Genomic DNA, 11695 nt, shown 5'->3' with positions numbered 1-11695 from the left:
CGTTATTACGATCGTTGACCGACTGGACGGCGCATCCGAAACCTTTGCTGCCGCTGGCCTTAAATTTGAGCCGCTGCTAACGCTCGCCGATTTCAGATCATAGGCGCGTCAGAGCGCGGCACGTCAATTACCAGAGATGTTTCTTCAGGAATGCGCTTGTGCGCTCCCAGGCAAGCTCCGCGCAGTGCCGATCATGCACGGTGCGCTGTTCGTTCATGAACGCGTGGCTCGCGTCATAACGATAGAACTCGAACGATTTTGCTGCTGCTTTGAGGCCAGCTTCGAACGCATCGACGTTTTCCGGAGTGACGAAATCATCGCTGTTGGCGAAATGCCCTTGCAGCGGAATTTTTACGTCTGCGGGCTTCGCCACCGCATCGGGCGGCAGACCGTAAAACGGGACTGCGGCTGAAAACTCCGGCACGCGGCAGGCAGCAAGACAGGCAACCGCGCCACCCATGCAGAAGCCCGCAACGGCCACCTTCGGACTGGACTTCAGCAGAAACAGCGCTGCCCCGCGCACGACCTGATCGCAGGCGTCGAGGAAGTTGAGTGACTGCATCTCGCGCAGCGCGGCATCGCTATCGTGGTAGGGAATGACGGTTCCGGCGTAGAGATCCGGCGCAAGAGCGTCATAACCTAGAAGGGCGAAGCGATCGCAGAGCCCCTTGATCTGGTCTTGCAGACCCCACCACTCCTGAACGACGACGACACCGGGCGCGTTCGCTTTACCCGCTAGTGAAAGATAACCCTCGGCTTCTTTCCCGTCGGGACGAGTGAAACGAATGCGGGTGCCCATAGCTGACGCTCCAGATTAAGCCGGCGGGGCTTTTCTAGGCAGGCACGGGAAGATGATCAACACCCTAGGCGACGCACCGCGCTCGCCCCGGACGATGGATGAGATTCACTCAGCCGCGATGCCGCGATCGACGGCTGGGCTCGCCTTCAACACGTCCGCATCGACGTAAGCGGCAAACTTGGCGAAGTTATCGTGGAACATCTGCGCAAGCTTCGCTGCCATGGCGTCGTAGGCTTTCGGATCGCTCCATGTTTCCCGCGGATTGAGAATCGTCTGATCAATACCGTCCATAGCTACGGGCACCGCGAAACCGAAAACGGGGTCGATGCGCATCGGCAGTGCCTTGAGCGTCCCCGAGAGCGCCGCATTGAGCAGGCCACGCGTAACCTTGATCGGCATACGCGTACCCTCGCCGTACTTCCCGCCAGTCCAGCCGGTATTGACGAGCCAGCAGTCGACCCCGTGCCCCGCAATGAGCTTGCGCAGAAGGTTGCCGTAAACGCTTGGGTGCCGTGGCATGAACGGCGCGCCGAAGCAGGTAGAGAACGTTGGTTTCGGGTCCGAACCCATACCCTTCTCTGTGCCGGCGACCTTCGCGGTAAATCCTGAGAGGAAGTGGTACATCGCCTGACTGGGCGTCAGCTTCGCGATCGGCGGCAGCACGCCAAAGGCATCGGCCGTCAGCATCACGATGTTACGCGGGTGACCCGCCGTTCCAGTAGGGCTGGCGTTGGCGATTGCGTCCAGTGGGTAAGCCGAGCGTGAATTCTCAGCCAGCCGGTTGTCATCGAAATTCGGGACACGCGACTTCGGATCGATCACGACGTTCTCGAGTACCGTGGCGAAGCGGTTCGAAGCATCCCAAATCTGCGGCTCGGCCGACTTCGAAAGCCGGATCGTTTTCGCGTAGCAGCCGCCCTCGAAATTGAAGATGCCCTTTTCCGACCAGCCGTGCTCGTCATCACCCAAAAGTTCGCGCGCTGGATCGGCCGAAAGCGTCGTCTTCCCAGTTCCTGAAAGACCGAAGAAAACCGCTGATGCGCCATCCTTGCCGACGTTGGCCGAGCAGTGCATCGGCATGACGTTCTTCGCCGGAAGCACGTAATTGAGATATGAGAAAACGCTCTTTTTTATTTCGCCGGCATAGCTTGTGCCGCCGATAAGAACGATGCGTTTCGAAAAATTGCAGGCGATTACGGTCTCGCTGCGGGTGCCGTGATAGAGCGGAGCCGCACGGAAGCTCGGCAAATCGACCACGGTGAAGTCCGGCACGAAGGATGAAAGCTCGCTCCCATCAGGCCGGCGCAGGAGGTGCCGGATGAAAAGCGATTGCCAAGCATGTTCAGTGATGATGCGAGTATTGAGGCGATGATCCGCATCCGCGCCGGCGTAAAGATCCTGCACGAAGATCTCTTTGTGCCGCGCATAGCTGATGAAATCGGCGAACAGACGATCGAACTGTTCTTCCGACATTTCTTTGGCATTGTCCCACCAGATGGAGGCGTCGGTATCGGCGTCTCTGACGATGTACTTGTCTTCCGCGGAACGTCCCGTGTGTTGACCGGTCTCGACGGCCACCGCCCCGCTCTGCGCCAGCTTGCCTTCGCCGCGCCTGATGATGAACTCCATCAGCTCTGGCTCAAGAAGATTGCGGTGAACTTTCTGCGAAGGCTGGGTCGGAAACAGCTCGGTCATTGATGGTTGCCTTTGGCAAAAGCGCTGACGTGCGCGCACGCGATCTCAGCAGCACAAGGCGAGAAACGCACGGCTCGCCCCTTTGTGCCGCACAATTCTGGCCGCTTCAGGAGGGCCTGCCCCGCAGTGGACGACCGCTATCCCAAACTCAAGCTGTTCAATGGTCCTAGAGAGCGGTAAGAACACGCAAAATCCGATAACACTATGTATCGTCGAGGCATTCCGCAGAGTCGTCTTCGTACGGAGCATGGGTTCAATATTCGTGCCAAACAAGCGGAAATGTGTACTTGTGAGCATCCAAATCGCCCACTTTGCTTGCCGTCAGGGGCGGGGTCGCCTATTCAGGTGGTATTCAGCCTCCGGAGCCCATCTGGTCGGAGCGCCACAATTGCTACACCATGCCGCCATATGCGCAAAAAGAGCGCGGTGTGCATCCCGCCGCGGCTGAGGGGCAGAAGAGGAAAAGATGAAGGAAAAGAGCACCATCGCACTCGTCGACGACGAGCGTAATATTCTGACCTCGTTGCGGATGGCGTTGGAAGCCGAGGGGTACAAGGTTCGCACTTACGGAGACGGGGTTTCCGCGCTCGAAGCCTTGACCGAGGAGCCGGCCGATCTCGGCATCTTCGACATCAAGATGCCCCGCATGGATGGCATGGAACTTCTGCGGCGCGTGCGCCAGCAGTCCGCCATGCCGGTGATCTTCCTGACCTCGAAGGACGAGGAAATCGATGAATTGTTCGGTCTCAAGATGGGCGCCGACGATTACATCGCCAAGCCTTTTTCGCAGCGCTTGATCGTCGAACGCGTCAAGGCCGTGTTGCGCCGTGTCGCCCCAAAGGACGGCACCACGACAGAGGATGAGGCCAAGCGCGTGTTGGAGCGCGGCAAGCTGAAACTCGACCCGGAGCGCCACACGTGCCACTGGGATAATAAGGCTGTGACGCTGACCGTCACCGAGTTCCTGCTGCTCCAGGCCCTGGCCCAGCGTCCGGGGTTCGTGAAGAGCCGCGACAACCTGATGGACGCGGCCTACGACGATCAGGTCTATGTCGACGACCGCACGATCGACAGCCACATCAAGCGCATGCGCAAGAAGTTCCGCCAGGTCGATCCGGAGTTCGACTCCATCGAGACCCTGTACGGCGTTGGCTATCGCTACCGCGAAGCCTGAGCCGGCGGCGCGCGGCTCGGCCGAGCCCCGGCGACGTCTGGCCTGGCCGCGCGGCTCGCGGCTGGGGCGGCTGATCATCATCTTGAACGTGCTGGCCCTGACGATCGTCATCGTCGGGGCCTTGGTGCTGAACGAGCTGCGCAGCGGCCTCGTCAACGCCAAGATCGACAGCCTGACCACCCAGGGCCAGTTGATCGCCAAGATCATCGACCAGTCGGCCACGGTGGGCGAGCCCGAGCCCGCGCTGGACCCCTATACCGCCAGCGCCATCCTGCAGCTTCTGTTCATCCCGCGCTCGCAGCGGGCGCGGCTGTTCGACGCCCATGGCAAGGTGCTGGCCGACTCGTTCGTCGTCGCCGACCGGGTCGACTGGAAGGTGCTGCCGCCCGCCCGCAAGCCCGGCGAGAAGGACCCTTCCGCCGGCCGGTCGCCCCGCGCGGCGCAGAGGGCCGAGCGCGCCCGCAACGCCCTGTCCGGCGAGATCGCCCAGGCCATGCGGGGGCGCACCGTCGCCGGCACCCGCATCTCCGAGGACGGCGATCGGGTGGTGTCGGTGTCGATCCCGATCCAGCACGTCCGCGCCGTGCTGGGCGTCCTGACCCTCGAGGCCGGCGACGTCGACGAGATCATCTCGGCCGAGCGCAAGGCGCTGTTGCCGTTCATCGTCGTGGCCATGACCGCGATCCTGATCTCCAGCGTCCTGCTGCACCGGCTGATCGCCGTGCCCGTCCAGCGCCTGGCCCGCGCCGCCGACCACGTGCGGCTGCAGGGCGCGCGCGCCATCGCCCTGCCCGACCTGTCGCGGCGCGCCGACGAGCTGGGCGACCTGTCGCGCTCGCTCACCGACATGACCCATTCGCTGTCCGAGCGCATGGACGCGATCGAGCGCTTCGCCGCCGACGTGGCCCACGAGATCAAGAACCCGCTGACCTCGATCCGCTCGGCCATCGAGACCTTGGACCTGGTCACCGAGCCGGCCGCGCGGACCCGCCTGCTGGGCATCCTGAAGAACGACGTCAACCGGCTCGACCGGCTGGTCACCGACATCTCCAACGCCTCGCGCCTCGACGCCGAGCTGTCGCGCGAGCAGCCAAAGGCCCTGGACCTCGCCAAGTTGCTGAGCGAGGTGGCCAGCCTCTACGACGCCCAGCTGCGCCCCGGCCCCGCCCCCGGCAGCGTGCGGGTCGGCGTGACGGTCGACGCCGCGCGTCCGGTCCTGGTCCTGGCCCGCGAGACGCCGATGGGCCAGGTGTTCCGCAACCTGATCGACAACGCCCGCTCGTTCAGCCCCGAGGATGGCGAGGTCCGCGTCGTCCTGACCCGGGCGAGGGGCAAGGCGACCGTGATCGTCGACGACGACGGCCCGGGCGTGCCGTCCGACAATCTCGAGACCATCTTCGAGCGCTTCTACACCTCGCGCCCCAAGGGCCGGGCGTTTGGCGGCAATTCGGGCCTGGGCCTGTCGATCGCCCGCCAGATCGTCGAGGCGCACGGCGGCGCGATCCACGCGGAGAACCGCCGCGACGCGACCGGGGCGGTGATCGGCGCCCGCTTCGTCGTCGACCTGCCGGAAACCCGCGAATGACCGGCGCCGTTGAGGTCCGCCACGCGGGCCTGATCGCCCTGCGCCTGGGCGGCCTGTGGCGCGGGGCGCTGATCGAGGGGCCCTCGGGCGTCGGCAAGAGCGATCTGGCGCTGCGCGCGCTCGACGCGGGCTTTCGCCTGGTCGCCGACGACCGCGTGGCGACCTTCGTCGCCGGCGACCGGCTCTATGGCAAGGCGCCCCAAAGCCTGGCCGACCTGATCGAGGTGCGCGGCCTGGGCGTGGTCGCCGCCGCCGCCCTGCCGCTGTGCGAGATCGTCCTGGCGGTCCGCTGCGTCGCCGGTCCCGAAGCGGTCGAGCGCCTGCCGGAGCCCCGCGTGGCGCGGATCATGGGCCTTTCCGTTCCCGTTTTCGACCTGTGGCCGCGAGAACCCGCCGCGCCCGCGAAAATCCGGCGCATGATGCAGTCTCTTGGAGTCGCTCTCTAACGCGCGTATCAAGGCGGCCCGCCCGGCGCTCTCCAGCCGGCGCGGAATGGGGATCCCTGTTGAGATACAAGGCATGATCGGGCTCGTGATCGTGACGCACGGGCGTCTGGCGGAGGAATTCGTCTCCGCCATGGAGCATGTGGTCGGCCCGCAGGCCGCCGTGAAGGCGATCTGCATCGGCCCCGAGGACGATATGGAGCGTCGCCGCGCCGACATCCTGAAGGCCTGCTCGGTCGTCGACGCGGATGGGGAAGGCGTGATCCTGCTGACCGACATGTTCGGCGGCACCCCCAGCAACCTGGCCATCTCGGTGATGGAGCAGACCAAGGCCGAGGTCATCGCCGGCCTCAACCTGCCGATGCTGATCAAGCTGGCCAGCGTGCGCCAGCGCGAGACCCTGCAGACCTGCGTCGCCCACGCCCAGGAGGCTGGACGCAAGTACATCTCCGTGGCCTCCTACGTGCTCGCCGGAGAAAAATAACAGGCATGGCTTCAAGAACGGTCGAGATCGTCAACGAGCGCGGACTGCACGCCCGGGCCTCGGCCAAGTTCGTGAAGATGGCGTCCGGCTTCGACGCGGAGGTGACGGTCAGCCGCGACGGGTCCTCGGTGGACGCCCGCTCGATCATGGGCCTGATGATGCTGGCCGCCGGCATCGGCTCGACCATCGACATCTCGGCCGAGGGCCCGGAGGCCGACGCGGCGCTTGAGGCCCTGTGCGAACTGGTCGCCAACCGGTTCGACGAGGAGCGGTAGGGCTCGCGAGCCGCCGCGTCCGGCCGCCCCGCGATGTTCAGCGCAAGGAGGACCGGCGAGATCGCGCTTGGACGCCGCCGTGGCGCATGCCACTCTATGGCGAGCATTCCGTGGACCACGGATCGGGGGCAGAGCGCGCCCCTGGCCCGCCCACGCGCCTTTCGTCATCCCCTGGCCCATAAGCGAGTCGCCATGCCAAGCGAGGACGGTCGCGGCGAAGACATCACCCGGAAGCTGGCCGCGGCGACGGCCCGGGCGCAACGCCAGGAAGAGCTGTTCCACGAACTGATCGAGCGGTGCCCGTTCGGCATCTATCTCGTCGACGCAGACTTCAAGATCGCGTCGATGAATCTGCGTTCGCAACAGGGCGCCTTCGCCAATGTGCGGCCGGTGATCGGTCGGCCGTTCGAGGAGGCGATGCGCGTCCTCTGGCCCGAGGATGTCGCCCAGGAGATCATCGGCCATTTCCGGCGGACGCTGGACACCGGCGAGCCCTTCTACTCCAGGGACTTCTATCGCCCTCGCAACGACATCGAGGATGTCGAGGGCTACGAGTGGGAGCTTCAGCGCACGCGCACCCCCGACGGACGGTTCGGTGTGGTCTGCTACTATTACGACTCCACCGAGCTGCGGCGCGCCCAGCAGCAGATCTCGGACGACCAGCGCCGCCTGAGACTGCTGGTCGACGAGCTGAATCATCGGGTCAAGAACACCCTGGCCATCGTGCAATCCCTGTCGGCGCAGAGCTTTCGACGCCCGGACATCCCGGCCGACGCGCGTCAAGCCTTCGAAGGCCGGCTGGAGGCGCTCGCCGGCGCGCACGACGTCCTGACCTCGGCGCGATGGGAGCGGGCCGATCTGGCCATGATCGTCGTCGGCGGCGCGCGCGCGTGCGGCGTCGAGGACAGGATCCTCGTCGACGGCCCCGCCGTCGGGCTCAAGCCCCAGACGGCGGTGACCATGGCCATGGCGGTTCACGAGCTGCTCACCAACGCGCTCAAATACGGCGCTCTGTCGAACGCGACGGGAGGCGTGCGCGTCGCGTGGACCGTCGAGGCCAAGCCGGACCCGCGTCTCCGCTGGACCTGGCGCGAGCACGGCGGCCCGCCCGTCGCGGCGCCGACGCGACGGGGCTTCGGGTCTCGCCTGCTGGAAAGCGCCCTGGCCGCCGAGGCGGGAGGCGTGGTCGAGATGAATTTCGCGCCCGACGGCCTGGTCTGCGTGCTGGAGGCCAGCCTGAAGCCCTAGGCGCTTTCGAAGGCGTGTCTTACGAGCCTTGGGGGAACGATCGGTTCGTCGACCGATTGGAGGGGGCCCGTCCCTTGGAGGCCCGATGCCCCTTCTTACCCTCGCGCGAATTCTGTTCGGCCTCGTCTCGCTCGTCATCCTGGCCAGCGCCGCCTATCTGCTCTGGTCATGGTGGGACGGCGCCTGGATCGCCGATCCGGCGGGGCGGCTTCACCTCGCGCGGGAGCCTTGGCGGCTCTGGACGGGCCTGGCCCTGCTGGCCTGGTCGTTCGGCGGCCGGTGGCTGGTGACGCCGCTGATCGCGCGGGACGATGGGGAGCCGGTCAGGGCGGACGCCACCCCCGGCGAGCGCTTTCAGAGCCCGACGGGCTCCTGGATCCATGTCGAGACAGAAGGTCCCGCCGGAGCTCCGACGATCATCATGACTCATGGCTGGGGGTTCGACAGCACCGTCTGGCGCCGGCTGCGGGACAGCCTTTCGGATCGCTTCCGCCTGGTCAGCTGGGACCTTCCGGGCCTTGGCCGATCGCAGGCGGCGCCGGACGGCGTGGCGCTGGAAAGGTTCGCGCTGGATCTTCTGGCGGTGCTCGAGCGCCAGCCGGGCCCCGCCATCCTGGTGGGCCACAGCATCGGCGGCATGACCATCCAGACCTTGCTGAGAGATCATGCCGAACACGTCGCGGGGCGGGTCCGGGGCGTCGTCCTGATGAACACCACCTACACCAACCCGCTGCGCACCATGATCCTCGCCCCGGTCGCCTCGGCGTTGCGCTGGCCCGTGCTCGAACCCGCCATGCGCCTGGCGATCTGGCTGAAGCCGCTCGTGTGGCTGTCGGTCTGGCAGAGCTATCTGAGCGGGTCCGCCCATCTGGCCAATCGGATCGGCTTTTCCGGCGAGGTCACCCGCGCGCAGCTCGAGCACGTCACGCGTCTGACGACCCGCAACTCGCCCTCCGTCCAGGCTCGGGGCAACCTCGCCATGTTCCGCTGGACGGCCGACGGCGCGTTGCCGCGCGCCGGCGCGCCGGTGCTCGTGATCGCCGGCGGCCGCGACATCGTCACCAAGCCGGAGGCGAGCGACGTCCTGGCGCGCGCCGCGGGCCGGGCGCGGCTGGAGGTCGTCGGCGAGGCCAATCACCTGGGCGTCCTGGAGCAGGCGCCACTCTACGCCACGCTGGTCCGGGCCTTCGCCGACGAGGTCGCGGACGGCGCGATCACGTTGGCGCGCTGAGCGCCGCGCGCCCTACTCCGCCGCGATGACCGCCGCGGTTTCGGCCCGGACCGCGCCCATAGGCCGCAGATCCAGGTCCTGGAACAGCTTGGAGTCCTCGTCCATGCCCGGCAGCGGGGTCGTGAGCAGCTTGCCGCCCACGAAGATCGAATTGGCGCCGGCCAGGAAACAGAGCGCCTGCAGCTCACGGCTCATGCCCTCGCGCCCGGCCGACAGGCGGACCATGGACCGGGGACACACGAGGCGGGCCACGGCGATCGTGCGGACGAACTCGATCGAGTCGATCGGCTTGCCCCCATTCTCCTCCTTGGCGCTCAACACCTTGTCGCCGAGCGGCGTGCCGCTGACCGGCACCAGGCCGTTGATCGGAAGGCTGTCGGGGTGGGCCGGCAGGGTGGCCAGCTGATGCAGCAGGCCGGCGCGGTCGCGGCGCGTCTCGCCCATGCCGACGATGCCGCCGCAGCAGGTGCTCATGCCGGCGTCGCGAACATGGGCCAGGGTGTCGAGCCGCTCCTGATAGGTGCGGGTCGTGACGACGGCGGCGTAGTAGTCAGGCCCCGTATCGAGATTGTGGTTGTAGTAGTCGAGTCCGGCGGCCTTCAGGGCCTTGGCCTGGTCGGCGGTCAGCATGCCCAGGGTCGCGCAGGTCTCCAGACCCAGCGCCTTCACCTCGCCGATCATCTCGGCCAGCTTGGGCAGGTCGCGATCCTTCAGTTCGCGCCAGGCCGCGCCCATGCAGAAGCGCTGGGCGCCGCCGTCGCGAGCGGCGCGGGCCCTGGCCACGACCTCGTCGGTCGCCATCAGCTTCTCGGCCTTCAGCCCGGTCTTGAAGTGGGCCGACTGGCTGCAATAGCCGCAGTTCTCGGCGCACCCGCCGGTCTTGACCGACAGCAGCTGCGACAGCTGGACCTCGGACGGGTCGAAATGGGCGCGGTGGACGGCGGCGGCCTGGAACACGAGGTCCATGAAGGGCCGGTCGAACAGAGCCTCGACCTCGGCCAGGGTCCAATCGTGGCGCGGCGTGGAAAAGGCGGGCGGCGAAGCGGCGGTGTCGGTCATGGCGCGCACGTTTGGACCGGCGCCGAAGTCTTGGCAAGCCGTGGACGAGAGCGCATCACTTCCACGAGGCTGGAGGGAGCCGACGGCCCGCGCGGGAGTTGGTCAGGTCATGGATCGCGAGATCGAACTGAAATTCCTGATCCCTCCGGAGGCGGCAGAGCGGGCCTTGGCCGGGCTGCCGGGAGAGGGCGAGACCCGGCGGCTGGACGCCACCTATTTCGACACGCCGGACCATGCCTTGCGCAAGGCGGGCTTTGGTCTGCGGGTGCGCGACGGCGACGGCGGGCGCAAGCAGACCCTGAAGTCAGGCTCGGCCGGCGGCGTCTTCGCGCGCGGCGAGTGGGAGGAGGCCGTCGACGGCCCGGCCCCCGACCGCAAGGCGCTCTGGCGTACGCCGGTGGCGGCGATCCTGGAGGGGCGGCCCCTGACGCCGGTGTTCAGCGCCGAGGTCGAGCGGACGATCCGCACCGTGCGCGCGGGGGACGCGGTGATCGAGGCGGCGCTGGATCGCGGCGCGCTCAGCGCCGGCGATCGTCGCGCGCCGATCTGCGAACTAGAGCTCGAACTGAAGAGCGGCGCGCCGGCCGCCCTGTTCGATCTGGCCCGCGACATCGCGCGGCGCGCGCCGCTGCGGCTGTCGCTGATCAGCAAGGCCGAGCGGGGCTACGATCTCGCCGCGGGCGGACGAGACCTGTCGTTCCGCCCCCGGGCCGAGCCGCTGGATCCCCACGCCACCGTGGCCGAGACCCTGCAGGCGCTGGGCCGGGCGGCGCTGGCGCGGCTGTGCGAAGGTCTGGAGGCGGTTCGCGATCATCCCGAACCCGACAGCGTCCACCAGGCCCGCGTCGCCACCCGGCGGCTGCGCGCGCTGTTGAAGATCTTCAAGCCCCTGGCCCGGGACGAGGACGCCCGGCGGTTGGACGACGCGCTCGACTGGCTGGCGGGCGAGTTCGACAATGCTCGCGATCTCGACGTCTTCCTCGGGGAGGTCTGGGCGCCGGCCGCGTCCGGCGCCGCCTTCGCCGGCCGTCCCGCGTTCGAGACCGCGCTGCAGGCCGCGCACGCCCGGGCCTATATCCGCGTGAGCGCCGCGTTGCAGGACCCGCGCGCCCGCGATCTTCTCCTCGACGCCGCCGCCTGGCTGGAGGCTGGCGCCTGGACGACGGATCCGTCGCTCGCGCCGCCGCGGGAACGGCGCGCGAGAGCCTATGCCCGCGAGGTTCTGGATCACCGCCTCGCCCAGATGCGCAAGGGGGCCAAGCGCTTCGACGACCTCGACGCCCACGGCCGGCACAGGCTGCGCCTGAAGGGCAAGATCCTGCGCTACGCCGTCGAGGACTTCGCGGCGCTGTTTCCAGATCACCCCAAGCGGGTCGCGCGCTTCGTCGCCGCGGCCAAGGCCGCGCAGGATACGCTGGGCGCGTTGAACGACCGGGCGGTGCAGGGCGCCCTGATCCAGGCCCTGGCGGCCGACGACACCGCCCTGGCGCGCGATGCGGCTCGGATCGTGCTGAACGACGATGAGGAAGAGCGGCTGCGCGCCGCCGAAGACGCCCTCGAACGGCTGCTGGACGCCAAGACATTCTGGTGAAGCCAGGACCAGAAACGAAAAAAGCCGCCCGAAGGCGGCCGATTTCAAAAGACCCTTGGGTGCGGGGACAGGATTTGAACCTGTGACCTTCAGGTTATGAGCCTGACGAGC

The 11695-nt window shown here is 67.2% G+C and carries 11 protein-coding genes; 8 read left to right on the top strand and 3 right to left on the bottom strand.

The features are described from left to right. Positions 1-127: 127 nt before the first annotated feature. Together Q0V34_RS19915 and Q0V34_RS19910 are read right to left on the bottom strand one after the other, a co-directional pair. On the bottom strand, positions 128-799 hold the full coding sequence (locus Q0V34_RS19915) for a dienelactone hydrolase family protein (RefSeq protein WP_297515865.1): 672 nt from the start codon (positions 797-799) through the stop codon (positions 128-130). 105 nt (positions 800-904) lie between these two features. After that, positions 905-2494: a phosphoenolpyruvate carboxykinase gene (locus Q0V34_RS19910; RefSeq protein ID WP_297515862.1), complete on the bottom strand. Its 1590-nt coding sequence runs from the start codon at positions 2492-2494 to the stop codon at positions 905-907. Positions 2495-2960: 466 nt separating this feature from the next. On the opposite strand from Q0V34_RS19910, the gene Q0V34_RS19905 reads away from it, so the two are divergent. The 7 genes from Q0V34_RS19905 (at position 2961) to Q0V34_RS19875 (ending at position 8934) form a co-directional block, all read left to right on the top strand. Then, positions 2961-3668, top strand: a complete 708-nt coding sequence (locus Q0V34_RS19905) for a response regulator transcription factor (protein WP_297515859.1) — start codon at positions 2961-2963, stop codon at positions 3666-3668. Further along, positions 3649-5253 (top strand): ATP-binding protein, encoded by a 1605-nt coding sequence (locus Q0V34_RS19900; protein ID WP_297515871.1) that lies wholly within the window; start codon positions 3649-3651, stop codon positions 5251-5253. Before Q0V34_RS19905 ends, Q0V34_RS19900 begins: the two co-directional genes overlap by 20 nt. After that, on the top strand, positions 5250-5699 hold the full coding sequence (locus Q0V34_RS19895) for an HPr kinase/phosphorylase (RefSeq protein WP_297515856.1): 450 nt from the start codon (positions 5250-5252) through the stop codon (positions 5697-5699). The genes Q0V34_RS19900 and Q0V34_RS19895 overlap by 4 nt, the downstream gene beginning before the upstream one ends. 73 nt (positions 5700-5772) lie before the next feature. Next, positions 5773-6180, top strand: a complete 408-nt coding sequence (locus Q0V34_RS19890; RefSeq protein ID WP_297515853.1) for a PTS sugar transporter subunit IIA — start codon at positions 5773-5775, stop codon at positions 6178-6180. After that, positions 6177-6455: an HPr family phosphocarrier protein gene (locus Q0V34_RS19885; protein ID WP_297515868.1), complete on the top strand. Its 279-nt coding sequence runs from the start codon at positions 6177-6179 to the stop codon at positions 6453-6455. Before Q0V34_RS19890 ends, Q0V34_RS19885 begins: the two co-directional genes overlap by 4 nt. Before the next feature lie 192 nt (positions 6456-6647). Next, on the top strand, positions 6648-7703 hold the full coding sequence (locus tag Q0V34_RS19880; RefSeq protein WP_297515851.1) for a sensor histidine kinase: 1056 nt from the start codon (positions 6648-6650) through the stop codon (positions 7701-7703). 85 nt (positions 7704-7788) lie between these two features. Continuing rightward, positions 7789-8934, top strand: coding sequence for an alpha/beta hydrolase (locus Q0V34_RS19875; protein WP_297515848.1), 1146 nt, complete (start codon positions 7789-7791; stop codon positions 8932-8934). 12 nt (positions 8935-8946) lie between these two features. Here Q0V34_RS19875 and bioB read toward each other — a convergent pair whose 3' ends face one another. Then, positions 8947-9993, bottom strand: coding sequence for a biotin synthase BioB (bioB, locus tag Q0V34_RS19870; protein WP_297515846.1), 1047 nt, complete (start codon positions 9991-9993; stop codon positions 8947-8949). Between the two features lie 109 nt (positions 9994-10102). Between bioB and Q0V34_RS19865 the strand changes: the two genes are divergently transcribed. Beyond that, positions 10103-11584 (top strand): CHAD domain-containing protein, encoded by a 1482-nt coding sequence (locus Q0V34_RS19865; RefSeq protein ID WP_297515843.1) that lies wholly within the window; start codon positions 10103-10105, stop codon positions 11582-11584. The last annotated feature ends 111 nt before the right edge of the window (positions 11585-11695 follow it).

The sequence above is a fragment of the uncultured Caulobacter sp. genome (genome assembly GCF_947036865.1).
Classification (GTDB): Bacteria; Pseudomonadota; Alphaproteobacteria; order Caulobacterales; family Caulobacteraceae; genus Caulobacter.
The sequence above is the reverse complement of the archived record's forward strand: the minus strand, read 5'-3'. Positions and strand labels throughout refer to the sequence as shown.